The organism is Luteimonas changyuni (genome assembly GCF_039548395.1).
In the GTDB taxonomy this organism is placed as follows: Bacteria; Pseudomonadota; Gammaproteobacteria; order Xanthomonadales; family Xanthomonadaceae; genus Luteimonas.
Window position 1 is genome coordinate 113,141 of sequence record NZ_JBCLUZ010000006.1, and the last position, 23,529, is coordinate 136,669.

Genomic DNA, 23,529 nt, shown 5'->3' on the forward strand with positions numbered 1-23,529 from the left:
TGCGGCGCGACGCCTGGTTCGTCGGCCAGCCTGTTGCGGGCGCGGGGCGCGGGTTCGGCGATGGACGGGACGGTGCTCATTGGAGCATGCATTCTACCGGCGCCGTTCGCGGACAGCGTGTAACCTCGGCGGGGCATGGATTCCCCGGACACGCCCGAGCAGAGCCGACTCGCCCAGCGCCTGCTGGTGTTGAAGACGGAGCATCGCGACCTGGATGTCGCGATCTCGCGCCTGCAGCTCGACCCGGGCGCGGACGAGCTGCTGGTCAAGCGCTTGAAGAAGCAGAAGCTGCAGCTCAGGGATTGCATCGAGCGCCTGGAGTCGGCGCTGATCCCCGACGAGCCGGCCTGAATGACCGGACAGGAAGCCGGCAGGCTTGCCTGCTGCGGACGCGTCCCGGTCTTCGGCGGCGGACCGCGTTGCTACCGGTACATCAGCCCCCTTGCGCGCCCGGCGCCTCTCCTTCCCGGGCCGCTTCGGGGCTGATCTTCTCGATCGTGTGCCGCAGCTCGCGGCCCAGGATCAACTTGGCGTCGCGCGCGAACGAGGCCAGGCGTTCGTCGAAGGCGAGCTTGCTGTTCTGGTCCAGCCTGACCAGCCCCATTTCACGCAGCTTCTGGATGAAGCCGCGGAACAGCGCCTTGTCGAAGAACTCGGGTGCCGCGGGCGCGTACAGCAGGCTCAGCCGCTGCGCGGCGAGCTGGCACAGGCTCTCGAGTTCGCCGGCACCGAGCGCGCCGGAGCCGTTCTTTGCCAGCACTGAAATCGCGATGTAGTAGCGCTCGAAGGCCTGCTGCAGCGGATGCCCGATCGCGCGCAGGCGGAATACTTCGTCGGACTGTCCCGCCTGGCGGGCGAGGATGCCGCCGTCGTCCTCGCTGACCCGCTCCAGCAGGCCTTCGCGGACGAACAGGTCGATGGTGGCGTCGATGCGCGCGGAAAAGCCTTCTTCGTCCCAGGGCAGGAACAGCTCGCCCTGCAGGAAGGGATACATCCCGCGGCCGATGCGCAGCAGGGTTTCGCGCGCCATGCGCCGGTTGTGCAGGAAGCAGCACGCGATCCAGGCCGAGGCGGTGAACAGGTGCACCACGTTGTTGCGGAAGTACGAAAGCAGCACCGCGGTCTCGCCGTCGACGCGCAGCACGTCGCCCAGCGGGTGGACCACGCGGTGCAGCACGCCGATCTCCTCGCCGTGGGCGATGATCTGCTCCGGCGAATGCGGGGTCACCGTCACCAGCGCGCTGTAGGGCACTTCGGCCAGCAGCTTCTTCGACAGCACGATCTGCGCGGTCAGGTCGCCCTCGCCCATGGCGTGCTTGGGCGTGGACAGCAGCGCCAGCGCCAGCAGGTTGATCGGGTTGACGTCGGCGGCGCCGTTGACGCGCTCCTGGATGCGCTGCGCGGTGGCGTCGACGGTGGTCGCCAGCCACTGCGGCTTGTCCTCGTCGGACAGCGGTTTGCCGTCCCAGTCGGCCGCGTGTTCGGCCAGCACGTCGGCCAGCGCGATCGGCTCGCCGAAGTTCACCACCACCTGGCCGTAGTTCTGCCGCAGCACCTTCGGGATGCCCCACAGCAGCGCCCAGATCGACTCGCCCTCCTTGGGCTTGCCGGAGAGTTCGTCGAAGTAGCTGTTGCCCTCCATCAGCTTCTCGTAGCCGATGTACACCGGCTGGAACAGCACCGGGCGCGTCGGCTGGCGCACGAAGGCGCGCACGGTCATCGCCACCATGCCGCCCTTGGGCTGCAGCAGGCGGCCGGTGCGCGAGCGCCCGCCTTCGATGAAGTACTCGATCGAGTAGCCGCCGGCCACCAGCTGCGCCACGTACTCGGTGAACACCGCCGAATACAGCGCGTTGCCGCGGAAGCTGCGGCGGATGAAGAACGCGCCGCCCTTGCGCAGGATGGTGCCGATCACCGGCAGGTTGAGGTTGATGCCGGCGGCGATGTGCGGCGGCACGATGCCGCGCGTGTACAGCAGGTAGCTCAGCAGCAGGTAGTCCATGTGGCTGCGATGGCAGGGCACGTAGACGATCTCGTTGCCGGGAGCCACCGCCTTGAGCTGGTCGAGGTGGTGGACCAGCACGCCGCGGAAGATCCGGTTCCAGACCGTGGTCAGCAGGAAGCTGGCCGAGCGCACCACCGGATGCGAATAGTCGGCGGCGATCTCGTAGGCGTAGCCGTGGGCCTTCTTCCAGGCCTCGGCCTGGCCCTTGGCGGCATCGCCGCCCTCGCGCCGGGCCTGGTCGGCGATGGCCTCGCGCACCGGGCCCGAGGACAGCACCTTGTCCACCAGCAGGCGCCGGGTCGAGAGGTCGGGGCCGATGACCGCGGCGCGGATGCGGTTGAAGTGGGTGCGCAGCAGGCGCGACAGCTTGCGCACCTCGCGCTCCGGCTCGAGGCCTTCGGCGATGATGTCGCGCACGGCCACCGGCGGCGCGAAGCGCACCATGGTGTCGCGGCCGTTGAGCAGGATCGCAAGCAGGCGCCGGAAGCGGCCGACGATCGCCCAGTTCTCCGAGAACAGTACCGAGAACCAGCCGCTGTTCTTGTCCGGCGCGCGGCCGACGAAGATCGACACCGGCACCAGCTGCACGTCCAGCGCCGGATCCTCGTGGTGGGCCTCGAGCAGGCGGGCCAGCGAGTCGGAGTGGCTTTTCTTCTTCTCGGGCTTGCGCTGGGTGGCGATCCGGGTGGCCAGGTCCAGGGCGCTGCCGGCGTTGCGCCGCGACAGCGCGACGTAGGCGCGCTTGCGGCCCAGCAGGTCGCCGGGCAGCGGCACCAGGGGCGATGGCAGCCCGGCCTCGCGGCAGGCACGGTCGAGGATCAGGGCGTTGGACATGCCGTAGTCCTCGAGCACATAGCAGACCTGGCGGCCATCGAGGCTGTCGCCCGGGCCCTGCGGCTCGATGCTCAGCCCGATCCAGGGTGCCAGCAGGCGCCCGAGCAGGCGCGCCCACAACGGTCGTGGACGGCGGGCCGCGCGCGCCGGGGTGGCAGGCGCCGGGCCGGGCTCAAACAGGGAAGGCTGGCTTGGCATCGTCGACATTATGCCCAAGCGCGGGCTGCGGCCCCGCAGGCGGGTCGGCGGAGCGGACGGCTTCGCGAGCGTGGCGCAGGTAATCGCTGAGGTACCAGCGGCCGTCGATGCGTTCAACGGGGACCAGGGTGTCGATGGGGTGGCCGGCGAGGGTGTAGCGCAGGCGCACGGTGGCCTGGTCGCCCTGTTGGACCTGCAGCGAAGCCTGGACGCTGTCGAGGCTGGCGTCGAGATCCAGGCCGTGTCCCGCGAAGATGCGCTTGGCCTCGTTGGCGAAGGCGCCCAGGCGCTCGAGCGATGCATCCATTCCGGCCGCTGCGATGCCTTCGGCGGTGGTCGGGCCCGCGGCGCGTGCCGCGGCGACCAGCCGCGGAATCGCTGCCCGGGCCAGCGTGCGGTCGGCCAGCGGCGCGCCAGCCGCCCACTGCGCCATCGCGGCCACCAGCTGCACGTAGTGCGCGCGCTCGGCATCGCTGAAGTCGCCCTGGTACTCGACGTACTGTGCCCCGAACATGCCCATGGTGGCGGCCGCGGCTCGCAGCTCGCGGTCGGAGCCCGCGAACTGGCGCCTGAAGTCGGCTTCAAGCCTGTCCTCGGCATCGGGCGCGGCCAGCGCGGCCAGCACGGCAGGCAGGTGCTCGGAGAACGGCAGTTCGTCCAGCGGCCAGCGCGTGTCGCCGGCAAGCCAGGCGGTCTGCAGCCGGGCATGCAGCGCAGGCGGCACCGCGTCGCGGGAGAAGGCTGCGAAATCGCCCGTGCGCATGTGGCCGGCCAGCACTTCGACCGAGAGCGCGGGCCGACTGAGGTCGCTGCCGGCGGGGGCCTGTGCCTCCGCCGGCACCGGGCGACAGGCCGCAAGCAGGCCGGCCACGACCGTGGCGACCAGCAGCGACTTCAGGATCGATGGCATCGACATGGCTGGAGTTTCCCCTCCCCCGGACGGCGCATCTTGGCCACCGCCCGGCGCCGGCGGCAAGCTACGCGGTCACAGGTCGCGGACGATCCAGCCATGCGCGGCCGCCGCCGGGGCATCGGCGGCGGCTTCCGCGACCCGCTCCGGGGTCTCCCCGGCCGCCCAGGCGGCCGCGATCGCCGACAGCCGGTCGCGCGTGGCGCGCGTGTATGCGCCCTCGAGTTCGTTCTGGGCGTCGGCGGCGAGCTTCTGCGGATACAGCGTGCGCGCCTCCTCGCTGCGGTTGAACATGGTGATCATCCGCGCAAGGCTGCTGCGGAAGCCATCGACCGAGAGCGCGGTGCGCTGGGTGCGCTGCAGGTGCCAGACCACCAGGTACTCCACGGGCCCGAGCATGCGCCGCGGGGTGGCGCCGAAAAAATGCCCCGACAGCGCGCTGGCAGCCACCGGCGCCCCGGGATCCGGCAGGCCGGTGGCGCCCCAGGAGCTGAGCGCGCCGCCGGGCAGGTCCATCCGCCGCAGCGCCACGCCGAAGGTTTCCGCCAGCAGCCTCTGCGCGCGCTCGTCGTCGCTCTCGGCGACCACCCCGACCAGGCGCAGGAACAGCGGGTATTGCTCCTCGCCGAGGCGGCGCACCAGGCGCTTGAGCACGGCGAGGCGGTATTCGGGATCGGAGTGCGCGGCCAGCGCCGAAACCAGGCGGTCGGCGGCCGTGCGCAGGGCGTCCGGGGTGGGCAGGGATTCGTTCATGGCCGCGGCATTATCGCGGCTGCGGCAGGCGGGTGCCTGTCGGGCTCAGTTGAAGGCGTCGAGCACCGAGTCCACGGCGCTTTCCGCCGCCTGGGCCAGCGGCATGCCGCCCAGCCGTGCTTCCAGGCCAAGGTCGCCGGCCAGCATGCGGCCGCTGGCGGCCTCCCACGCCGGAGCGGTGAGCACGCGCTCACCGGCATCGGCCAGTGCAGCCGGTGCGGCTTCGGCTTCCGCGACGGGACTGCTGCCCTGGACCTCATGCGCATCCCCACCCTGCTGGCGACGCAGGTCGTCCAGCTGCCCGTCAATCCGGTGCAGGCTGGAAGCGAGGTTGAGATGGGAGTCGGGACCGATGGTGCTCATGGGGCGCTGCAGGACCTGCGAAGGGGATTGGTGGCGATGGGAGGACTCTATCGCCACGGGGACCGCTTGCCACCTCGGGGGAACCCTAGTTCCCGAATTCCGTTCAGCTCTCTTTCCATCTCGAAGCCGTGCGGGCGCGGGCTGGCACCCGTTGTTCGCCTGCCTGCGCGGGCGCTCGTGCAACGGAGGGCATGCTAGCTTTCCGGTGCACTCCGGAGGACACGATGGCGAAAGACGAGGGCGCCGACAGAACCGAGCCGCCGACCCAGAAAAAACTCCGCGACGCGCGCAAGGACGCGAACGTCAGCAAGAGCAAGGAGTTGACCAGCACGGTGCTCGTGCTGGGCTGGCTGCTTGGTGGCTGGATGCTGCTCGGCTTCATGTGGGACCGGCTGCGCGCGCTGTTCGATGCCAGCCTGGCCGCGATCGGCACGCCGTTCGCGGAGGCCGCGCCGGCGCTCGGCATCCAGGCGTTCTGGGTGCTGGTGGCGCTGAGCGTGCCGCTGCTGCTGCTGGCCCTGTTCCTGGGGCTGGTGGTCGAATTCCTGCAGGCCGGGCCGGTGGTGAGCATGAAGAAGCTCACCCCGGACATGTCGAAGCTGAACCCGGTCGAGGGCATCAAGAAGATGTTCTCGATGGACAACCTGGTCGAACTGGTGAAGGCCTTCTTCAAGAGCATCGCGCTGCTGTTCATCGGCGGCGTGGTGCTTTACGGCATGCGCCACAGCCTGCTGATGCTGCCGTACGCGCCGCCGGAGGCGATGGGCACCGCGATCTGGCACGGCCTGCTCCGGATCGGCATCTGGACCATCGGCGTGTTCTTCTTCGTTTCGGTGCTCGACGCCTGGTACCAGAAATACTCCTACCTCAAGCAGCTGCGCATGAGCCGCCGCGACATCAAGCAGGAGGTCAAGGAGAACGAGGGCGACCCCTACGTGAAGCAGCGCCGCAAGCAGTTGCACCAGGAGTGGTCGCAGCAGAACATGCTCAATGCCGTCCGGGGGTCGAACGTCGTCGTGACCAATCCAACCCACATCGCAGTCGCGCTGCGGTTCGAAGCCGGGGACACCGACCTGCCGGTGGTCGTGGCCAAGGGCGAGGGCCACCAGGCCGAAGAGATCAAGCGCGCGGCCGAGGAGGCCGGGGTGCCGATCCTGCAGAACGTGCCGCTGGCGCGCGGCCTCAACGAGAAGGTCGAGGTCGACGACTACATCGCCACCGAGTTCTTCGACGCGGTGGCCGAAGTGCTGTTCTGGGCGGAGGGCATCCGCCGCGGCGAATGAGGCTCAGCCCAGCGCCTGCTCCAGCACGCGCAGCAGGTGGCGGTTGCTGCCCAGTCTCTGCAGCACGATCTCCACGTACACCCCCAGCAGCAGCAGGATCAGCGCGGTCGCAAGCCAGGCCTTGATCGGCAGCGTCAGCGCGAACACGTTGAGCTGCGGTGCGTACCGGTTCACCAGGCCGAACGACAGGTCGATGATGAGCAGGATGACCATGATCGGCGCGGCCATCACCAGCACGGTGGTCATCATGAAGTTGAACTGGCCCACGAACAGGTTCATGCCGGCGGCGGGCAGGTCGGGGAAGTGCGAGGTCACCGGCCAGAGCACGTAGCTGCCCATCAGCAGGTCCAGGAACACCAGGAACGCGCCGCTGGCCATGAACAGCCAGGTCGCCAGCTGCGACAGGAATTCGCCGTGCAGGGTGACCTGGTGGCCCTGGATGGGATCGAAGACCTGCGCCATCGACATGCCCACCTGGGTGTCGACCACGCTGCCGACCGCGGCCACGGCCCAGAACACGATGCCGAAGCAGAAGCCGATCGTGACCCCGATGAACACCTCCTTGAGCACGATCAGCGGCCACTCGATCACGCCCAGGCTTTCCATCGGCAGCCCGGCCAGCGCCATCGGCAACACGATGATGCCGAGGCTGACCATGAAGCTGTTGCGCACCATCGCCGGCACCGTCTCCTTGGTCATCAGCGGCAGCATCAGGAACGCGCCGATGACCCGCGGCAGGACCAGCGCGAGCGCCAGCAGCGGATTGCCGAGGAAGTCGAACACGGCTTACTTCTGCACCAGGCCCGGGAAGTCGCGGAAGATGCGTTCGGTGTAGTTGAACAGCGAGCCGCCGATCAGCGCCGCGGTCAAGAACAGCATCAGCACGATCGCCAGGAACTTGCAGGCGTAGGCGAAGGTCTGCTCCTGCAGCTGGGTGGCCGCCTGCAGGAACGCGATCACCAGTCCGACCAGGGCGGCGGCGGCGATGGGAGGGCCTGACAGCAGCATGACCAGGAACAGCGCCTCCTTGGTGAGTTCCAGGACCTCGTTCACCTCATCCGCCCCCGTAGGTCAGCACCAGGCCGTGGACCAGCTTCGCCCAGCCGTCCACGAGCACGAACAGCAGCAGCTTGAACGGTAGCGAGATGGTGGTCGGCGACAACATCATCATGCCCAGCGCCAGCAGGATGTTGGCCACCACCAGGTCGATGATCAGGAACGGCAGGAAGATCAGGAAGCCGATCTGGAAGGCGGTGGTCAGCTCGCTCACGGTGAACGCGGGGATCACGACCATGAAGTCGTCAACGTCGATGTCGTCGCGGCGGTCGGCCGGCAGCAGGCGCTGCGCGCTGCGCAGGAAGAAGGCGCGTTCGGCGTCGTTGGAGTGGTGGATCAGGAAGCTGCGCAGCGGCTCCTTGCCGGCCTCCAGGATGCCGAGCATGCGGGCGGCGTCCATCGGCACGTCGCCGCCGGACGACGGCGGGCGCGGTGCGCCGGTGGCGGTGATCACCACCGGGCCCTCGTCGTCGACGGCTGGTCCGGCGCCATCGGGTTCCTGTGGCGGATCGATGCCATTGTCGACGTTCGCGAACTGTGCGGCGCGCGCGGGACCCTGGCCGGCGTCCGCCCCAGCGGTGCCGCCCGCGGCCCTGGCCTCGGCTTCCGCCCTGAGTGCGTCGGCCGCCGCAGGGCTTGCCGGCGGCGGATCCGCGTCCGGGTTGGCCGCGCCATCGCCGCCTGCCGTGGCCGGGACAATCGGCGCCTTCGGCTGCCGTGCGGCAATGCGCTCGGCGCGCGCCACCGCGCGCTCCTCGATCTGGGCCTGGATCTGCGGCGGCGGCGGCTGGCCGGCCAGGTAGGCGGTGACCGCGGCTTGGGTATCGAAGATCACCGGCGACATCACATAGGCCGACAGCACGATCGCCAGGCCGTTGATCACCACGTTGGGCGGTACCTGCTGCAGGCCCAGCGCGTTGCGCAGCAGGCTCAGCACCACCACGATCTTGGTGAACGAGGTCACCATCACCGCCACGAACGGCGCCAGCGCGATGAAGACGACGGTGACAAGGACGACCGCCGGCGAGAAGGTGGTGAAATCCATTCCTCAGCTCCAGGACAGCAGGCGCACGCCGAGGGTGTCGCCCACGGCGACCAGTTCGCCGCGGCCGGCCTCGCGACCGTTGGCGCGGATGGTGACGTTGTTGCCTTCAACCACCGCGCCCAGTGCGAACACGTAGCCCGGCTGCAGGTCGGCCAGCTCGCCGACGCTCATCGCGGTGCGTCCGAGTTCGAATTCCACCTGCACCGGCAGGCTGCGCGCGGGGTCTGCGGCGGGGGGTGGCGTTTCGGGCGGCGTGCCGGCGCCCTGTTCGTTCTCGTCCATGGGTCGGTCCTCTCTGAAGGTGGGTGTGGGGACGGGCTGGCCGTGTACGGTCCAGCCGGTGGGCGCGGGCGCCAGCGGCCAGTCGCGGCCGGCGGCGCGTGCGACGCAGGCGGGGGGACGGCCGCGATGGCCGGCGATGAGCACGTCGCCGGGACGCAGCGCGCGCCAGTCGCGCATCGGGATGGTGACCGGGAGCAGCAGGGAGACCGGTGCCGGCAGCGTGCGCCAGCGCCCGGCGTCGGGCGGCGGGTCGTTCTCGTAGGGTGGTTCGGCGCGGGCCGCAAGCGGCCGCAGCCAGGCGATCGGCAGGCGCAGCCACGCGGTGGTGGCGGCCGCGGTTGGCGATGGTGCCGCCGCCTGGTCGTCGTCTTCGTCGGCGTGCTCGCCACTGCCGTGCTCGCCATCGGCGGGTTCGTCGTCGATATGCACCCGCAACCACAGCGAGGGCGCGCCGCCGGCATCGCCTTCGCCTTCGCCCTCGCCCTCGCCCGCGTTGTCGCTGCGGTGGCCGGCGTCGCTTCCGTCGAGCGCGGGCAGCATGGACACGCCCAGCCATTCGCTCAGGCGGCGCAGCGTGGTTTCGTGGGCCAGGCTCCAGGCGAGGATGCGCGCGCGCCCGGCGTGGTCGCTCCAGCGCAGCCGCGCGTCGTCATCGCCCGCGCTTGCCGGGCCATCCACGTGCAGCGCCAGGCGCGTGCCTTCGGCATCGATGAGGAAGCTTGCCGGTGGCGCGGTCGCGGGCGCGGCCTGGACCGCGGCGCCGTCGCCCAGCAGCCACCAGCGCGGCACCGCGAAGAATCCGCGCAGGGCCTCGCACGACGCCGCGTCCACGGCCGGCAGCAGGCCGCGCACCGGGCGGGCCACGGCTGCGGCGGACGAGGCCGACGCGGCGGGCGCGGTGCGACGGGTGCGCGCCTTGCGCGCGCCGCGCTCAGCCGTGGCCAAGGGCCACCTTCATCAGCTCCGGGAGGGAGCGGACGCCCAATTTGCTCATCATGTTGGCCCTGTGCAGTTCCACGGTCTTGATGCTGATGCCGAGGATGTCGGCAATGATCTTGTTCGGCTTGCTCGCCACCACCAGGTCGAGCACCTGGCGCTCGCGCGGGCTGAGTCTGGCCAGCAGTTCGTTGGCCATGCCGCCGCCCGCCGCGCGGTTGCGCGCGTTGGCCAGGGCGGTGCGCAGCGCGTTGACCAGGGCCTCCTCGGAGAACGGTTTTTCAAGGAAGTTGGCCGCGCCCTTGCGCATCGCCTCGACCGCTAGCGGCACGTCGCCGTGCGCGGTCACGAACACCAGCGGCAGCTTGATGCCGCGGCGGAGCAGTTCCTCCTGCAGCTGCAGGCCGCTCATCTCGGGCATGCGCATGTCCGATACCAGGCATTCGCTGGCGTCGCCGTGGCGATCGCCGGCATAGGCTTCGAGGAACGCCGGGCCGGAGGCGAAGGCCTCGACCTCGAAGCCGGCGGTTTCCAGCAGCCAGGCGGTTGAATCGCGAAAGCCGTCGTTGTCGTCGACCAGGTAGACCCGTGTCACCGTCATTGCCTATCCCCTTCCTTCCGCGGGCGGCAGGGTGAAGCCGAACATGCTGCCGCCGCCCTCGCGCGGCTCGAAGAACAGCCGCCCTTCGTGGTATTCGATGATCGAGCGGCAGATCGCCAGGCCGATGCCGAGGCCGTCGCTCTTGGTGGTGAAGAAGGGCGAGAACAGCTGTGCGCCCTGTTCTTCGCTCAGGCCTTCGCCGCGGTCGCAGACCCGGACTTCGACCTCGCCGTCGAGGTTCACGCGGCCCTCGATGCGCAGGCCGCGGCTCTGCGCCGGCACCTCGCGCATGGCCTCGATCGCGTTCTTGACCAGGTTCAACAGCACCTGCTCCACCATCACCCGGTCGGCGTAGACCGCGGGCAGGCCGGGCGCGAGCGCCAGTTCGATGCGCAGCTGCAGGCGCTCGGCCTCCAGCCGCAGCAGCTCGACCACGGTGTGGGTGATCTCGACCACGTCGTGGGCGTCGCGGCGCGGCTCACGCGCGCGCACGAATTCGCGGACCCGGGAGATCACCGCCGCGGCATGCTCGGCCTGGGTGCGCGCCGCGACCAGGGCGCGCTCGACCTGCACCGGGCCGCCGGCCTGGGCCACCAGGCGGAGGCTGCCGTTCAAGTAGTTCACGATTGCCGCCAGCGGCTGGTTGAGCTCGTGCGCCAGGGTGGCGGCCATCTCGCCGACCGACATCAGCCGCGAGGTGAACAGCAGCTTTTCCTGCTGGCTCTTGTGCGAATCAAGCGCTTCGATGCGCGCGCTGATGTCGACCGCGGTGAGCAGGTCGATTGCCGTGCCACCGACGCTGGCCGCGCCCCAGTGCAGCGCGTACCAGCGGTTGCTGTGGGGCGCGTTGACCTCGTGCGGAGAGCCTGCCGCATCGTCGTCGCCGCCATCCGCCAGCACTGCCAGCAGGCGCGCGCGGTCATTGTGGCCGGCCAGGCCGGAGAACGCCTGGCGATAGCCGGCGTTCGCGGCCACCAGCGTGCCGCTGCCTTGTGCGAACGCGGCGCAGGGAAAAGGGATGGCCTCGAGCGTCGCCGCCACTGCGGCCTCGTCCCCGGCACGGGTCCGCACGCGACCGCCGCTGGCGGTCCCCTTCGCAGGCGTCACGCAGCAACCTGCGCGGTGCGCGCCGCAGTCCCGCTGCGGTAGGCTGCCGGCGCGCTGTCCGCGCGACCCCGAAGGCGAGTGCGTTTCCCCATGTCCAAGCGATCCCTGATTGCCATTACCACCATCCTGTCCCTCGCAAGTGGCACCGTGATGTCGGCCGAGGCCGTCTCCGATGCGCCGGCCCCGACATCGTTTGTCGCGGAGCTGCTCGCCATCCTGTTGCCCCTGGCCTTCATCATCATCGGCCTGCTGCTGGTGCTGCGCCTGGTGCGGCGGCGCCACGGCGTGACCGGTCCCGATGCGCCGCTGTCGATCCTGCAGATTGTTCCGCTGGGACCGCGTGAACGCCTGGTGCTGGTCAAGGCGCGCTCCGGTCGAGTGTTTACCGTGGGCGTCAGCGCGCAAAGCGTGAACTTTGTCACTGAACTCACGGCCGATGATGTCCTTGTTCCCGGAAAGAGCGGAACCGGTCCCCGATGAATGCGACGACGGTCACGCAATGACCGTTACCGCAAAATTTCCGTTTGATTACAGGCGCCTGCAACGACCTCCGTGAACTTTGCCGACGAGCGACGTGCGCGAGCGGACCAAAAATTTCCTTGATTGCGCTTGCACCGAGACTATCGTAATTTGCCACAAAGTGACGCATGGGGTCAGTGCTTGATGCGCAAGGCAAATCACGTGGCAGGCAAGTCGCAGGAAGGTGGCACCACCACCATTCCTGCGCACGGCGTGAGGCTCGGGACGGCATGCGCGCGCTGATCCAGAACCTCTTCGCGGCGCCTGCCAATACCAAGCGCGCGCGGCTGGGGTACAGCGACATCGTCCTTGCCGTCGCAGCGGTGCTGATCATCAGCGTGATGATCCTGCCGCTGCCGCTGGTGGTGATCGATGCCCTGGTGGCGGTCAACATCTCGATCGGCTTCGGCCTGTTGCTGCTGGCGATCTACATTCCCACGCCGGTGGCGTTCTCCAGCTTTCCCAGCGTGCTGCTGCTGACCACGCTGTTCCGGCTGGCGCTGTCGATCGCGATCACCCGCTCGATCCTGCTCGATGCCGAAGGCGGCCACATCGTGGAGACCTTCGGCGCCCTGGTCGCCGGCGGCAACCTGGTGGTCGGCCTGGTCGTGTTCCTGATCATCACCGTGGTCCAGTTCATCGTCATCGCCAAGGGCGCCGAGCGCGTGGCCGAGGTCTCGGCGCGCTTCACACTCGACGCCATGCCCGGCAAGCAGCTGTCGATCGATTCCGACCTGCGCTCGGGTCTGATCGACAAGGACGAGGCCCGCAGCAAGCGGCGCCTGCTGGAGAGCGAAAGCCAGCTGCACGGCGCGCTCGACGGCGCGATGAAATTCGTCAAGGGCGATGCCATCGCCGGCATCGTCATCATCATCATCAACCTGCTGGGCGGCCTGGCGATCGGCGTCATGCAGCGCGACATGGCGCTGGCCGACGCCACCCGCACCTACAGCATCCTGACCATCGGCGACGGCCTGGTCTCGCAGATCCCGGCCATCCTCGCCACCATCGCGGCGGGCCTGGTGGTCACGCGCACCACCGGCGAGGTCGACGACAAGCACCTCGGCGCCGCCATTGGCCGCCAGGTCAGCGGCCAGCCGCGGGTCATGCTGATCACCGGCATCCTGGCGCTGCTGATGATGCTCGTGCCCGGCTTCCCGAAGCTGGTGTTCCTCGCACTGGGCCTGACCCTGATAGGAATGAGCGCGTGGCGCTATCGCCACGGCTTCCAGCTGCTTCGTCGCGCGTTCCGCGTGCCCGAGGGTGAAGTCGCCGAGGCCGATCTGCCGACCCAGGTCGATGACCTCGCCCCACCCGCGCCCTTGCAGCTCGAACTGTCCCCGGACCTGGCGCCGATGCAGGACGCGCTGCTGTCGCGGGTCTCGGCGATGGCGCAGGGCATGCGCGACGAGTTCGGCGTGCCCGTGCCGGCGCCGAAGCTGCGCCTGGTCGGCGGCCTGGGCGAAGGTGGCTACAGGCTGAGCGCATTCGGCGCGCGACTGGCGTCCGGGCAGCTGCGGACTGACGCGGCATACCGGCGCGCGGACGTCATCGGCGATGGCGGCCGCCGGGCGGGATTCTTCCCGGCGATGGCCGGCGAGTGGGTCGCGCCCGGCACCGAAGATGCGCTCGGGGCGGAGGACCTGCTGGCGGCGCATGCGCGCAGCGCGCTGCAGCGCAGGCTGGGTGGCTTCATCGGCATCCAGGAAACCGCCAACCTGTTCGCGCGCATGCAGCGCGACTATCCGGACCTGGTGAAGGAAATGCTGCGCGTGGTCGCGCCGCAGCGGGTGGCGGACGTATTGCGGCGGCTTGCCGAAGAAGGCGTGCCGATCCGCAACCTGCGCGACGTCTTCGAGGCGATCACCGACGTCGGTGGCCGCGAGAAGGACGTGGTGCTGCTGACCGAATACGTGCGGGTCGCGCTCAAGCGCGAGATCGCCGAACGCCACGCCGACGCCGAGCGCACGTTGCACGTGCTGCTGATCCATCCCGAGCTCGAGGACAAGCTGCGCCAGTCGGTGCGCGTGGCCGGCGGTGCCAGCCAGCTTGCGATCTCGCCGGAGCTGGCCGCGCGGCTGGGCAGCGAGGTGCGCGCGCACCTGGCGCGGCAGGCGCCCGGCGTGCGCCCGGCGCTGCTGTGTTCGCTGGACGTGCGCAGGCACCTGCGCAAGCTGATGGAAGTCGATTTCTTCGAGGTCCCGGTGCTGTCGTACCAGGAGCTCGCGCCGGACCTGCGCATCGTGCAGGCGGGACAGGTCAACGCATGAGTCGCGAAGGTTTCACCCGAAGGTAACGAGGCTGCTGCAGGATTCAATACATCCGGAGGACGGCATGGGCGGTACTGGCAAGGACATCGATGTGGAGGCACGGGAAGACAGCGGCATCGTGCTGCGCGTCGTCTCGGGCCTGCATGCCGGCGCCGAGCGCGACCTTGCCGGCGGCGAGATGATCCTCATCGGCAGCGGCGACGACTGCGACATGATCCTGGCCGACGCCGGCGTTGCCGCGCACCACGCGCTGTTGAGTTTCGTCGACGGTCGCTTCTCGCTGCGCGCGCTGGACGCGCCGCTGCACGTGGGTGCGGCGATGGTCCATCCCGGTGATCCGGTCGAACTCGACCGCGTGCAGCGCGTGGGCATCGGTGAAGCCGCGATCGCCTTCGGTGCAGCCGACGATGGTGGCTGGGAGCGGCTGGTGCCCGGTGGACTGGGCCCGCGCGCGGCGCCGGAGCCCGCGGATCGTCCCTGGCTGCGCCGGCTTCCGGCGGTCGCGGCGGTCGCGGTGCTGTCGCTGGCGTCCCTGGCGATCTTCGCCACGGTGATGCCGCAGCGCCAGGAAGCGCCCGACCCGCGCGAACAGCTCCAGCGCCTGGTGCCCGAGTACGGCATCGATGGCGGGCAGGCCAGAACCGACCTGCAGGGCCGGATGGTGCTGACCGGCACGGTTCCCGATACCGCCACCCGCGAGCGCATCGCCCGGCGTATCGCCGACGACGGCATCGAGGCCAGACTCGAGCTGCGCACCGGCGACGACATCGCCGGCGACGTCGCCGAGATCCTGCGCGGCCAGGGCATCACGGCGCACACCCGCTACCTGGGCAACGGTGATGTCGAGGTCCGGGGCGCGTTCGAAGACGAAGCAGCCCTGCAGGCCGCGTCCTTCTCGCGCGCGATGCGCGAGGTAAGCGGCGTGGTCCGGGTCATCCCGGTCAACGTGTCCGAGCGCGCCACGGCCAGCCGCCAGCCGGTGGTGCCGGCCAAGCCGGCGCGGATCCGGGTCGCGGCGATCGTGCGCGGCGACGAGCCGCACGTGGTGTCGGGCAAGGGCGACCGCTATCTGGTCGGCGCGGATCTGCCAGGCATCGGCACCCTGGTATCGATCACCGACAACAGCGCGCATGTGCTGCTCCCCGATGGCAACCTCGAACGGATCAAGGTCGAGGCTCCAAAGGAGGACGAGCGCGAGCCCGAGGATTTTTCAAATGTCCGCAGCGAGGCCACGCCACTGCGGATGTAACGCCCGTCGCGGGCCGGAAGCCCGCTGCGTCACCAGTCATACAACCGAAAGGGAAAGGAGAGAACCATGACCAATATCAGTGCAGGTGCGCCCGGTCTGGGCCAGTTCATTGCCGGGGCAGCCGCGAACGGCGGTGCCGGCATCCGCGGCGGTTCGTCCGCCGGTGACCGCGGCAGCTGGTACGAGGCGATGTCGCGTGCCTGGGGACAGACGCTCGATTCGCAGGCCTCGGTCATCACCGACATGTCGGCCAACATCAGCAGCGGCAGCGACCAGCCGTCGGACATGGTCCAGCTGACGGCTGCGAGCCTGAAGATGCAGTTCATGTCGAACAACGCCGCGACCTCGCAGAACAGCGTAGGCCAGGCGCTCGAGACGCTCGGCAAGCGCAACTAAGCGCGAAAGCGCGGGAGGACGACATGATCGAAGCCATCCAGGTGGCGGCCATGGACCCGGCCATGGCCGGCCAGGCCGGCATGCAGGGCGCCGGCGGGGCCGGCGGCCAGCAGGCCACGCCATACGACATCCGCGACTTCGCGGCATCGCTCGAACGCAGCGGCGGCGTTTCGCCGCAGCAGCAGGCGGCACCGGTGGATCTCACGCCGGCGGCGCCTTCCGAGGGCACGCGGGCGCTGATCGGGGCCATCAACAACCTCAACGCAGGGGCCGAGAACATCAATGCGCTGTCGCAGAGCATGAGCGGCAACATCGCCGAACTCACGCCGGGGCAAATGATGGAAATGACCATGAAGTGCCACCAGTTCCTGTTCCAGGCCGAGCTGACCTCGAACGTCGCGAACCGCACTTCGGACGGCATCTCGCAGCTGTTCCGGCAGCAGTCCTGACCGGGGGGAGCAGTCCATGAGGTTCCATCCACGGCTGCGGCCGCTGCCTGCGCTCCTGTTCGCACTGGCGGCGGCGGCACTGCTCGCCGCCTGCGGCGGCAAGCCGCTTTACAGCCAGCTCGACGAGGGCCAGGCCAACCAGATCATGGGCGTGCTGATCGCGGCGGGCATCGATGCCGATAAGAACCCGTCACCATCGAAGGTGGGCTGGGAAGTGCGCGTGGCGCCATCCGACTTCCCGTACGCGATGCAGCTGCTTGGCGCGCACGGCCTGCCGCGCGCGCAGTTCGCCAACACCTGCGACGTGTTCAAGAAGGAGGGCTTCGCGTCTTCGTCCACGGAGGAGCGTGGGCGCGAACAGTGCAGCCTGCAGCAGGAGCTGGCCGATACCCTCAGCCGCTTCCCGGGCGTGGTCGACGCGCGCGTGCACGTGACCCTGGCCGAGCGTGATCCGCTGGGCGGGTCCAGCCAGGATTCGTCGGCCTCGGTCGCGATCTTCGAACAGGCCGGCACCAGCGCCCGCGACCGCGAAGCCGACATCAAGCTGCTGATCAAGGATGCGGTGCCCGGACTGATCGACATCAACAAGGTGACGGTGAAATTCGCCGAAGCACCGCCGCTGCCGCCGAGCAGGCCGCAGGGTCCGGCGCTGTCGTCGATCAGCCCGCTTACGCTGGCAATCGCCGCCGGCGTGGTGCTCCTGCTGGGCCTGCTGGTTGCGTTCCGTGGCCGGATGCGCGCCGTGGCACAGCCTAAAAAGACGTCGGACCAGGTCTGGAACGGCTGAGGCATGTCGCTCCGCGCGCTGCTGTCGGAGGTCGATCCCGGGTGGCTTGAGCATGCCGGCACTCCGCTGGACCCGGCGTTGGCGGCGCGGGCAGGCAACTCTGCGCTGGGCCGGCGCCTGCTCGGCGCATGGCTGGCCGAAGGGCCGGCGTCCTCGCTGCTGGCGCCCGATCCGGTGCGCGATCCCGACGCCATCCGCCGCCGCTGGGCGCGTCCGCGACTGGACGCGCTGTGTCGCGACATCGGCATCCTGGCCCATGCGCCCCCGATCCGCGCCGAGGTCCGTCGGGAGCCGGTGCGGCGGCTGAGGGCGGCGCTGGGCAACAGCTACATGCTGGCGCTGGACCGCAGCGTGTGGGACGGCGCGCTGCCGCCTGACCGGCAGCGGGCGCTGGTTGCCGACTTCGACCAGGCCCTGGCTGCTGCCATGGCCAGCGATGACGCCGCGCCGCTGTTCGCGATATTCGACCGCCAGGGGCGTTCCGAACTGCGCGCCTGGGCACGCCGTCGCGACCCGCCGCTGGCCGACTGGTGCCGCCTGCTGCATCCGCCCGATGACGACCTGCCCTCGCACCTGCCCGAGAAGCCGGTGCTGCGGGTCTATACCCACCACGAATCACGCGCTGCCTGACGGGCGCGCCGGAGTCCCATGAACGCCGAAGCCAGTTCCAACGCCATCCCGCCACGCACGCGACCCGCCGGGCCTGCGTCCGCAAGCGGCGGCGTGGCGGTGTTCGAGCAGCGCGCGTTCACGCGTTCGCTCGGAGCCAGCGTGGTTCCGGCCACCGCCTGGTCCACGCTGGCCGAGCTGGATGCGCTGCTTGAGCGCGTCAATCGCCTGTACGAGGAGGGTGTCGACGACATCGCGCGTGCCCGCGAACAGGGCCACGCCGAAGGCTTCGCCGAGGGCCTGGCCGAGGCCAAGCTGCAGATGACCGAGCAGCTTGCATCGCTCAACGAACGCCGGGCGCGCGTCCTCGGCGAGGCGGGCGGGCGCATCACCGAGCTGGCCTGTGCAATCGTCGACCGGATCGCGCCCGGCTTCGACGCGCGCACGGTGGTGCCGCCGCTGGTCATGCAGGCGGTCGAGGCCGCGCAGGCCGAACAGTTCCTGCTCATCCGCGTGCATCCCAGCGTGCGGCAGGAAGTGACCGCGGGCCTGGGCGCGGTGCGCCAGGCGCATCCCGCGGTCGGGGTCATCGAACTGGTCGACGACCCCAGCCTGGAGCCGACCAGCTGCGTGGTGGTGTCGGAGGCCGGCGAAGTCCGCGCCGGCGTCGCCCAGCAGATCGAAGCCATCCGCACCGCGCTGGCCGGCAGCGCGGCGCAGCCGGGTCCGTCGGCATGAGCGCCACCGCGCCTGCGCCGTTCACCGGCACGGCCGGGGATCCGGATCCGCTGCTGAATGCGCTGGCGCGGGTCCAGTCGATCGAGCGCGTGGGCCGCGTTGCCGAGGCCTACGGCACCCTGATCCGGGCCACCGGCCTCAAGGCGTCGATCGGTGAGCTCTGCGAACTGCGCAACCCGCGTGGCGAAGGCGACGCGTCGTTCCGCCTGGCTGCCGAGGTGGTGGGCGTGTCGAAGCAGCTCACGCTGCTGACGCCGCTGGGTGCGCTCGACGGCATTTCGGCCACCACCGAGGTCTACGCCAGCGGTCGCCAGGCAGCGGTGCGCGTCGGCCCGGGCCTGCTCGGTCGCGTCCTCGATGCCCACGGCGAGCCCATCGACGACCTCGGGCCGGTTGGGCCCACGGTCGATGCGCCGATCTATGCCGCGTCGCCGAACCCGTTGGCACGCAAGCTGATCGAGCGCCCCTTCTCCACCGGGGTGCGCGCCATCGACGCCACCATGACCGCGGGCGAAGGCCAGCGCATCGGCATCTTCGCCGTGGCCGGCGGCGGCAAGAGCACGCTGCTGGGCATGCTTGCGCGCGGCGGCGACGCCGACGTCAACGTCATCGTCCTGGTCGGCGAGCGCGGGCGCGAGGTCAATGAATTCATCCACGACAACCTGGGCCCGGAGGGCCTGGCGAAGTCGGTGGTCGTGGTCGCGACCTCCGACCGGCCGGCGCTCGAGCGCAGCCGCGCGGCCTGGGTCGGCACCGCCATCGCCGAGCACTTCCGCGACCAGGGCAAGCGCGTGCTGCTGCTGGTCGATTCGGTCACCCGCTTCGCGCGCGCGCTGCGCGACGTTGGCCTCGCGGTCGGCGAGCCGCCGGCGCGGCGCGGCTTCCCGCCCTCGGTGTTCAGCGCCCTGCCGCGCCTGTTCGAGCGCGCCGGCAACAACGACAAGGGTTCGATTACCGCCTTCTACACCGTGCTGGCCGAAGACGAGGACGGCGGTGATCCGATCGTCGAAGAAGTGCGCTCGATCCTCGACGGCCACATCGTGCTGTCGCGCAAGCTTGCCGCGGCGTACCACTATCCCGCCATCGACGTGCTGGTCAGCCTCAGCCGCACCATGCCGCGGGTGGTCGACCAGCCCCATCTGCGCGCCGCCGGCCAGCTGCGCAAGCTGCTGGCCAAGTACCAGGACATCGAGTTGCTGATCCAGCTCGGCGAATACAAGCGCGGCACCGATCCCGACGCGGACGCTGCGATCGAGAAGATCGGCCCGATCCGCAAGCTGCTGCAGCAGGCGTCGCAGGAACTGGTGCCGTTCGAACAGTCGGCCGCGGCGATCCGGACGATGTTCCCGTGAAACGTTATCCGCTGCAGACACTGGTCCGGCTGCGCGAACACCGCACCGAGGCCGCGCGCCAGCAGGTGCTCGAGCGCCAGCGCGAGGCCCAGGCCTGCCGCGACGCCTGCCTGAAGGTTGAAGGCGAAATCGCGTCGCTGGTCCTCGAGCAGAAGCAGCACCGCGCGCGGATGCTCGATCCACCGCAGGCCGGCGTGCCATGGGCGAGTGCGCTGGCCCAGCGCGAGGCGCATATCGACCTCCTTGGCGAACAGGCGGACGCCGCGCGCCAGCGCCTGTTGAAGGCGCAGGAGGTGCTGCGCGCCGCCGAAGCCGCGGTCGCGGCAGCCCGCACCGCGTTCTTCCGTGCCCAGGCGCGGCTGGACGCACTGCAGAAGCGCCGCGAAGTATGGCGGGGCGAGCAGACCGTGCTCGAAGTGCGCGAAGAGGAAAATGCAGCGGAAGACCTGCTGCAGGCGCGCCACCTGGCGGGCGCCTGAGTGAAGGAGAACCATGATGTCGATTGAACGCAGCAGCCAGAGTTCCGCCACCGATGCCGCGCGTGCGCGCGAAGGCACGACCGAGGCCCGTGAGCGGGCGCCTGCCAATCGCGAGCAGAGCGACCGCTTCCGTGATGCCCTGGACCATGCCCGCCAGGGCGTGCAGCAGCAGTCGCAGCGCACGGGCGAAGCGCGAATGGACGGGGCCGGCGAGGCCGAGGGAGCGGAGCTGCAGCAGACGGCCACCGAGGATGCCGTGCACCGCGCCTCCGAGCGCGGCCGCGGCGGCGACGGCGGGGGGCACGACGGCGGCTCCGACGCCGAGATGAAACAGCTCGACCCGGCGATGCTGTGGCAGGCGCAGCACGCGCTTCGCGGCGATGCACCGACCGCCATGCCGGCACCGGTGGGTGCGGGCAATGCCGTGCTTGAACTGATCGAACGCCACGTCCGCCAGCTGGCCGTGGGCGGCGGTGCCAACGATGCGCGCGCCGATGGCCGGGTATTGCTGCGGATGTCCGACGCCACGCTTCCCGGCACGGACCTGCTGCTGAGCCGCGAAGGCAGCGGCTGGGTCCTTCGCGCCGATGTGCATTCACGTGGCAGCTACGACGCGATCCAGGATGCAGCGAGCGAGTTGATGAAGCGCTTTGCCGAGCGCAACCTCGGCAACCTGCGCGTCGAGTCGCATTACCACGGCTGAAGCAAGTGGCCACGTGGCCGCCTGCGTCCGGAGGCGTGCTTCAGGGCCGGCCCCGGGTCCGTCGGGGTCGTATCCCCTGCCACTCCTCGCGCCGAAGCCGCATCCGCAGCGCGGTCCGGCCGAACTGTTCGGTGGTGCCGTCAGGCCTGAATCCGAGGCGCGCAAGCACCGGCGGCACCGAACGGTTGCCGGGATCGCACAGCCCGATGAGCGCCGGCAGCCCGAGCGTCGCAAACGCGTGTTGGCACAGCGGGGCGGTGCCCTCCAGCACGTGCCCGCGCCCCCAGGTGCGTGGCAGCAGCCGGGCACCGATCTCGACCTCCTCGTCGGAGAACCGGGACATCAGCGAAAAGAAGCCCACGAAGCCCGCCGCGTCATCCGCGCGCCAGACGCCGAGTCCAGGCTGCTCCCGATACACCTGGCGGGCGGTCTCGACCAGCGCGCAGGCCGACTTGATGTCGTCGACGGGTGCGTCGAGCAGCGCGCGCGACACCCGGGGGTCCCGCCCGAGCCGCTGCAGGTCGAACACGTCGCCGTGGCGCAAGCCGCGCAGCACCATGCGCCGGGTCCGCAGGAATTCGTCGCCTGGTGCCTCCGTCATGGCTGGAGTATGTGGCAGGTGCCACCGGCACCGGACCCGGGCCAGCCCTAGGTGGGGTACGCACCAGCTAGGCGCGGCCTGCCAGGGGCGGAAACTGTGTGCCGTGCCCGCACCATGCGGGCCGCCAAATTCCCTACTAGCGAGGACATGGATATGGGCAGTCAAATTGGATCAGTGGTCGGCAGCCTGGTCGGTACGTACTTCGGCGGTCCGCTTGGTGCGGCCATCGGCCAGCAGCTCGGCTCGTGGCTCGGTGGCGTGCTCGGCAGTGAAATGAGCGATGCCGTCGGCTTCAACCTGGATACCGTGTTCAATGCGGCCTACTCCAACGGCTTCGATCTCGGCCTCGGGAACGGTTGACGCATGTCCATGGACGGCGCACCGCCGAAGACCCGCGAAGAACTCGTTGCACGACTCGCGGACCTGCGCGAGCAGGGCGTGCTCGATACCGGCGAAGAATCACGCCTGCTCCAGCAGTTCGACGAAATGCTGCGCGACGTGAACGAAGAGAAAGCGCAGCTCAAGCCCGAATACCAGCGTCGGGTGGATGCCGACGGGCTCGACTCCGCCAACGAATGGCTGCGCGAAGTCGCGACGGACCTCGGGCGCCGCCACGGCGAAGCCACCCGCGCCATCACAGACCAGCTTCGGGTCGTCACCGGCTGAGCACGTCGCGGGAAAGGCCGACGGGTGGCGACTCCTAGGGTCGCCCCCAGTTGTCGACACCGCCGCTCCGCGCGAAGCTTCAATCAACACGCTCCACCCGACGCCTTCGAACCAACGCAGGATCCGACCACGACCATGCAAGGCCAACCGCCACCGAGGAAGCTGTCCCGCCGAGCGCTGACGCCGGCCGAGCTGTTGGCCCGGAACGAAGGCCAGGCGGGCAGCGAAAGGGCCCCGGCCGGCGTTGGCGCGAACGAGGCCTCCGTGGCCGGCCAGCAGGGCCTGCTGGACCAGTTCAAGGACATGCTGCAGCAGGAAGGCAGCCTTGGTTACGACGATCGCGACGAGTTGGCCCGGGTCTTCGAGCAGGCGCTGCAGGATTCCTCCTCGTCGCCGTCGGGCCTGGATGCTTTCGATACCGCGACCTGGCGCGACACCGTCGACATGCTCCTGCAGAGCGGACTTGTCGAGCAGGATGAAGCCGACCACCTGGTCCGTTCGCTCAACGATGCGCTGGCACCACTGCAGCGGCGCGAATCCCGGCTGGCGATGGAATTCAGCCAGCGCGTGGAGGCCGAGGGCCAGGAGAAGGCGCTCGAGTGGTTTCGTGAAGCCAGCAAGGCCGAGCAGGAACCCGCCGTGGCCCAAGGCCCGGGTGCTGCCGCGCCGGACCGGACGATAGCGTCGCCGCTCCGTGGCGACACGGTGAATTCAAGGTCGAGGCGCCTCCGGGGACCGCCGAAGCAGGGTTGGACCTGATCCATCCCCGCAATACCCCTTGAAATTCCAAACGGAGAACAACCATGTCCGCAGTCGACCTCAATTCCTTTGTTGCCAACGCCACCACCATGCGCGAGGCCGAGGCCAAGCTCGCCTCCGCCCGCGGCGGCGGCTGGCTCATCGCCCTCGCCCAGGTGCTGGGCAAAATCGCCGACAACATGGGCGAGGCGATCGTCGCCAAGGCCAAGGAGATCGATACCGCCGGCCCCGACGCCGACAACATCAACGAGCTCAATGCCGAGCTGACCGCGATGAGCCAGGTCTTCAAGATGTTCATGGAAGCCGCGAGCACCGTGATCAAGACCATCGGTGAAGGCAACGCCTCCATGGCCCGCAAGCAGTAAGCGGAAACCATCGGAAAAGGAACGCCCTGCTTCGGCAGGGCGTTTTTTTTTGGTTCTTCCCGATTGCGTGGAGTTTGCGGGTGATTGATTGCTCTGGGAGGGTTCGCGCTGCCCGCCGTGGAGGCAGGGGGGATGCCCAGCCGGAATATGCGCATCCTGCTCCCAGTTCCGGCCGCCGGCCATCCATGGCCGGCTCTGGACATCCCCCCTGCCT

General features: G+C 69.6%; 28 protein-coding genes. 17 read left to right on the top strand and 11 right to left on the bottom strand.

Annotated features, from left to right (window positions below):
- Nucleotides 1–135 precede the first annotated feature (135 nt).
- Nucleotides 136–351 (top strand): YdcH family protein, encoded by a 216-nt coding sequence (locus WCD84_RS04510; protein WP_343280570.1) that lies wholly within the window; start codon nt 136–138, stop codon nt 349–351.
- A gap of 82 nt (nt 352–433) precedes the next feature.
- Here WCD84_RS04510 and plsB read toward each other — a convergent pair whose 3' ends face one another.
- The 4 genes from plsB to WCD84_RS04530 all read right to left on the bottom strand — a co-directional run bounded on the left by plsB (nt 434) and on the right by WCD84_RS04530 (nt 5,063).
- Nucleotides 434–3,046, bottom strand: a complete 2,613-nt coding sequence (gene plsB, locus WCD84_RS04515) for a glycerol-3-phosphate 1-O-acyltransferase PlsB (protein ID WP_343280571.1) — start codon at nt 3,044–3,046, stop codon at nt 434–436.
- Nucleotides 3,012–3,953: a hypothetical protein gene (locus WCD84_RS04520; RefSeq protein WP_343280572.1), complete on the bottom strand. Its 942-nt coding sequence runs from the start codon at nt 3,951–3,953 to the stop codon at nt 3,012–3,014. Before WCD84_RS04520 ends, plsB begins: the two co-directional genes overlap by 35 nt.
- A gap of 69 nt (nt 3,954–4,022) precedes the next feature.
- Nucleotides 4,023–4,700, bottom strand: a complete 678-nt coding sequence (locus WCD84_RS04525) for a hypothetical protein (RefSeq protein ID WP_343254478.1) — start codon at nt 4,698–4,700, stop codon at nt 4,023–4,025.
- Nucleotides 4,701–4,745: 45 nt separating this feature from the next.
- Nucleotides 4,746–5,063, bottom strand: coding sequence for a hypothetical protein (locus tag WCD84_RS04530; protein ID WP_343254477.1), 318 nt, complete (start codon nt 5,061–5,063; stop codon nt 4,746–4,748).
- Nucleotides 5,064–5,287: 224 nt separating this feature from the next.
- Between WCD84_RS04530 and sctU the strand changes: the two genes are divergently transcribed.
- Nucleotides 5,288–6,346 carry a type III secretion system export apparatus subunit SctU gene (gene sctU, locus WCD84_RS04535; protein WP_343254476.1) on the top strand — a complete coding sequence of 353 codons (1,059 nt, stop codon included), beginning with the start codon at nt 5,288–5,290 and terminating at the stop codon, nt 6,344–6,346.
- A gap of 3 nt (nt 6,347–6,349) precedes the next feature.
- Here sctU and sctT read toward each other — a convergent pair whose 3' ends face one another.
- Genes sctT through WCD84_RS04565 form a run of 6 tightly spaced genes read right to left on the bottom strand, consistent with a single transcriptional unit; the run spans nt 6,350 to nt 11,373 of the window.
- A complete protein-coding gene (sctT, locus tag WCD84_RS04540; RefSeq protein WP_343254475.1) occupies nt 6,350–7,129 on the bottom strand; it encodes a type III secretion system export apparatus subunit SctT in 780 nt (259 codons plus the stop codon).
- A gap of 3 nt (nt 7,130–7,132) precedes the next feature.
- A complete protein-coding gene (gene sctS / locus WCD84_RS04545; protein WP_343254474.1) occupies nt 7,133–7,399 on the bottom strand; it encodes a type III secretion system export apparatus subunit SctS in 267 nt (88 codons plus the stop codon).
- 1 nt (nt 7,400) lies between these two features.
- Complete coding sequence (locus tag WCD84_RS04550; RefSeq protein ID WP_343280573.1) at nt 7,401–8,447, bottom strand: EscR/YscR/HrcR family type III secretion system export apparatus protein; 1,047 nt, start codon at nt 8,445–8,447, stop codon at nt 7,401–7,403.
- 3 nt (nt 8,448–8,450) lie between these two features.
- Nucleotides 8,451–9,674 carry a type III secretion system cytoplasmic ring protein SctQ gene (gene sctQ, locus WCD84_RS04555; protein ID WP_343254472.1) on the bottom strand — a complete coding sequence of 408 codons (1,224 nt, stop codon included), beginning with the start codon at nt 9,672–9,674 and terminating at the stop codon, nt 8,451–8,453.
- Complete coding sequence (locus WCD84_RS04560; protein ID WP_343254471.1) at nt 9,661–10,266, bottom strand: response regulator transcription factor; 606 nt, start codon at nt 10,264–10,266, stop codon at nt 9,661–9,663. The genes sctQ and WCD84_RS04560 overlap by 14 nt, the downstream gene beginning before the upstream one ends.
- 3 nt (nt 10,267–10,269) lie before the next feature.
- Nucleotides 10,270–11,373: a sensor histidine kinase gene (locus WCD84_RS04565; protein ID WP_343254470.1), complete on the bottom strand. Its 1,104-nt coding sequence runs from the start codon at nt 11,371–11,373 to the stop codon at nt 10,270–10,272.
- Between the two features lie 90 nt (nt 11,374–11,463).
- Here WCD84_RS04565 and WCD84_RS04570 point away from each other — a divergent pair, with 90 nt between their 5' ends.
- From WCD84_RS04570 to WCD84_RS04620, 11 genes are all read left to right on the top strand, one after another.
- Nucleotides 11,464–11,853 carry a flagellar biosynthetic protein FliO gene (locus WCD84_RS04570; protein WP_343280574.1) on the top strand — a complete coding sequence of 130 codons (390 nt, stop codon included), beginning with the start codon at nt 11,464–11,466 and terminating at the stop codon, nt 11,851–11,853.
- A 269-nt stretch (nt 11,854–12,122) separates the two neighbouring features.
- The gene (gene sctV, locus WCD84_RS04575; RefSeq protein WP_343278765.1) at nt 12,123–14,162 is read left to right on the top strand and encodes a type III secretion system export apparatus subunit SctV; all 2,040 of its coding nucleotides are present in this window, start codon (nt 12,123–12,125) and stop codon (nt 14,160–14,162) included.
- 64 nt (nt 14,163–14,226) lie between these two features.
- Nucleotides 14,227–15,411 (top strand): FHA domain-containing protein, encoded by a 1,185-nt coding sequence (locus WCD84_RS04580; protein WP_343278766.1) that lies wholly within the window; start codon nt 14,227–14,229, stop codon nt 15,409–15,411.
- A gap of 66 nt (nt 15,412–15,477) precedes the next feature.
- Nucleotides 15,478–15,807: a hypothetical protein gene (locus tag WCD84_RS04585; RefSeq protein ID WP_343254466.1), complete on the top strand. Its 330-nt coding sequence runs from the start codon at nt 15,478–15,480 to the stop codon at nt 15,805–15,807.
- A gap of 23 nt (nt 15,808–15,830) precedes the next feature.
- Nucleotides 15,831–16,256 carry a hypothetical protein gene (locus tag WCD84_RS04590; RefSeq protein ID WP_343254465.1) on the top strand — a complete coding sequence of 142 codons (426 nt, stop codon included), beginning with the start codon at nt 15,831–15,833 and terminating at the stop codon, nt 16,254–16,256.
- Between the two features lie 16 nt (nt 16,257–16,272).
- Nucleotides 16,273–17,043, top strand: a complete 771-nt coding sequence (locus WCD84_RS04595) for a hypothetical protein (protein WP_343280575.1) — start codon at nt 16,273–16,275, stop codon at nt 17,041–17,043.
- A 3-nt stretch (nt 17,044–17,046) separates the two neighbouring features.
- Nucleotides 17,047–17,673: a hypothetical protein gene (locus WCD84_RS04600; protein WP_343254463.1), complete on the top strand. Its 627-nt coding sequence runs from the start codon at nt 17,047–17,049 to the stop codon at nt 17,671–17,673.
- 18 nt (nt 17,674–17,691) lie between these two features.
- Nucleotides 17,692–18,390: a FliH/SctL family protein gene (locus WCD84_RS04605; protein WP_343254462.1), complete on the top strand. Its 699-nt coding sequence runs from the start codon at nt 17,692–17,694 to the stop codon at nt 18,388–18,390.
- Nucleotides 18,387–19,742, top strand: a complete 1,356-nt coding sequence (locus tag WCD84_RS04610) for a FliI/YscN family ATPase (protein WP_343254461.1) — start codon at nt 18,387–18,389, stop codon at nt 19,740–19,742. The genes WCD84_RS04605 and WCD84_RS04610 overlap by 4 nt, the downstream gene beginning before the upstream one ends.
- Complete coding sequence (locus WCD84_RS04615; protein WP_343254460.1) at nt 19,739–20,221, top strand: hypothetical protein; 483 nt, start codon at nt 19,739–19,741, stop codon at nt 20,219–20,221. Before WCD84_RS04610 ends, WCD84_RS04615 begins: the two co-directional genes overlap by 4 nt.
- A gap of 16 nt (nt 20,222–20,237) precedes the next feature.
- Nucleotides 20,238–20,924, top strand: a complete 687-nt coding sequence (locus WCD84_RS04620; RefSeq protein WP_343254459.1) for a hypothetical protein — start codon at nt 20,238–20,240, stop codon at nt 20,922–20,924.
- Nucleotides 20,925–20,964: 40 nt separating this feature from the next.
- Here WCD84_RS04620 and WCD84_RS04625 read toward each other — a convergent pair whose 3' ends face one another.
- Complete coding sequence (locus tag WCD84_RS04625) at nt 20,965–21,525, bottom strand: GNAT family N-acetyltransferase (protein WP_343254458.1); 561 nt, start codon at nt 21,523–21,525, stop codon at nt 20,965–20,967.
- Between the two features lie 153 nt (nt 21,526–21,678).
- Between WCD84_RS04625 and WCD84_RS04630 the strand changes: the two genes are divergently transcribed.
- From WCD84_RS04630 to WCD84_RS04645, 4 genes are all read left to right on the top strand, one after another.
- On the top strand, nt 21,679–21,885 hold the full coding sequence (locus WCD84_RS04630) for a glycine zipper domain-containing protein (RefSeq protein ID WP_343254457.1): 207 nt from the start codon (nt 21,679–21,681) through the stop codon (nt 21,883–21,885).
- Between the two features lie 3 nt (nt 21,886–21,888).
- Complete coding sequence (locus WCD84_RS04635; protein WP_343254456.1) at nt 21,889–22,191, top strand: hypothetical protein; 303 nt, start codon at nt 21,889–21,891, stop codon at nt 22,189–22,191.
- Nucleotides 22,192–22,386: 195 nt separating this feature from the next.
- Nucleotides 22,387–22,950 carry a hypothetical protein gene (locus WCD84_RS04640; RefSeq protein ID WP_343280576.1) on the top strand — a complete coding sequence of 188 codons (564 nt, stop codon included), beginning with the start codon at nt 22,387–22,389 and terminating at the stop codon, nt 22,948–22,950.
- Between the two features lie 44 nt (nt 22,951–22,994).
- Nucleotides 22,995–23,315: a hypothetical protein gene (locus WCD84_RS04645; protein ID WP_343254454.1), complete on the top strand. Its 321-nt coding sequence runs from the start codon at nt 22,995–22,997 to the stop codon at nt 23,313–23,315.
- The last annotated feature ends 214 nt before the right edge of the window (nt 23,316–23,529 follow it).

Coding starts and splice junctions, on each gene's coding strand:
- WCD84_RS04645 (WP_343254454.1), top strand. CDS start 22,995: ATGTCCGCAGTCGACCTCAATTCCTTTGTTGCCAACGCCACCACCATG.
- WCD84_RS04630 (WP_343254457.1), top strand. CDS start 21,679: ATGGGCAGTCAAATTGGATCAGTGGTCGGCAGCCTGGTCGGTACGTAC.
- WCD84_RS04610 (WP_343254461.1), top strand. CDS start 18,387: ATGAGCGCCACCGCGCCTGCGCCGTTCACCGGCACGGCCGGGGATCCG.
- WCD84_RS04520 (WP_343280572.1), bottom strand. CDS start 3,953: ATGTCGATGCCATCGATCCTGAAGTCGCTGCTGGTCGCCACGGTCGTG.
- WCD84_RS04580 (WP_343278766.1), top strand. CDS start 14,227: ATGGGCGGTACTGGCAAGGACATCGATGTGGAGGCACGGGAAGACAGC.
- WCD84_RS04625 (WP_343254458.1), bottom strand. CDS start 21,525: ATGACGGAGGCACCAGGCGACGAATTCCTGCGGACCCGGCGCATGGTG.
- WCD84_RS04620 (WP_343254459.1), top strand. CDS start 20,238: ATGTCGATTGAACGCAGCAGCCAGAGTTCCGCCACCGATGCCGCGCGT.
- WCD84_RS04595 (WP_343280575.1), top strand. CDS start 16,273: ATGAGGTTCCATCCACGGCTGCGGCCGCTGCCTGCGCTCCTGTTCGCA.
- WCD84_RS04590 (WP_343254465.1), top strand. CDS start 15,831: ATGATCGAAGCCATCCAGGTGGCGGCCATGGACCCGGCCATGGCCGGC.
- WCD84_RS04530 (WP_343254477.1), bottom strand. CDS start 5,063: ATGAGCACCATCGGTCCCGACTCCCATCTCAACCTCGCTTCCAGCCTG.
- WCD84_RS04600 (WP_343254463.1), top strand. CDS start 17,047: ATGTCGCTCCGCGCGCTGCTGTCGGAGGTCGATCCCGGGTGGCTTGAG.
- WCD84_RS04550 (WP_343280573.1), bottom strand. CDS start 8,447: ATGGATTTCACCACCTTCTCGCCGGCGGTCGTCCTTGTCACCGTCGTC.
- WCD84_RS04510 (WP_343280570.1), top strand. CDS start 136: ATGGATTCCCCGGACACGCCCGAGCAGAGCCGACTCGCCCAGCGCCTG.
- sctV (WP_343278765.1), top strand. CDS start 12,123: ATGCGCGCGCTGATCCAGAACCTCTTCGCGGCGCCTGCCAATACCAAG.
- sctU (WP_343254476.1), top strand. CDS start 5,288: ATGGCGAAAGACGAGGGCGCCGACAGAACCGAGCCGCCGACCCAGAAA.
- WCD84_RS04635 (WP_343254456.1), top strand. CDS start 21,889: ATGTCCATGGACGGCGCACCGCCGAAGACCCGCGAAGAACTCGTTGCA.
- WCD84_RS04525 (WP_343254478.1), bottom strand. CDS start 4,700: ATGAACGAATCCCTGCCCACCCCGGACGCCCTGCGCACGGCCGCCGAC.
- WCD84_RS04585 (WP_343254466.1), top strand. CDS start 15,478: ATGACCAATATCAGTGCAGGTGCGCCCGGTCTGGGCCAGTTCATTGCC.
- WCD84_RS04605 (WP_343254462.1), top strand. CDS start 17,692: ATGAACGCCGAAGCCAGTTCCAACGCCATCCCGCCACGCACGCGACCC.
- WCD84_RS04570 (WP_343280574.1), top strand. CDS start 11,464: ATGTCCAAGCGATCCCTGATTGCCATTACCACCATCCTGTCCCTCGCA.
- WCD84_RS04560 (WP_343254471.1), bottom strand. CDS start 10,266: ATGACGGTGACACGGGTCTACCTGGTCGACGACAACGACGGCTTTCGC.
- plsB (WP_343280571.1), bottom strand. CDS start 3,046: ATGTCGACGATGCCAAGCCAGCCTTCCCTGTTTGAGCCCGGCCCGGCG.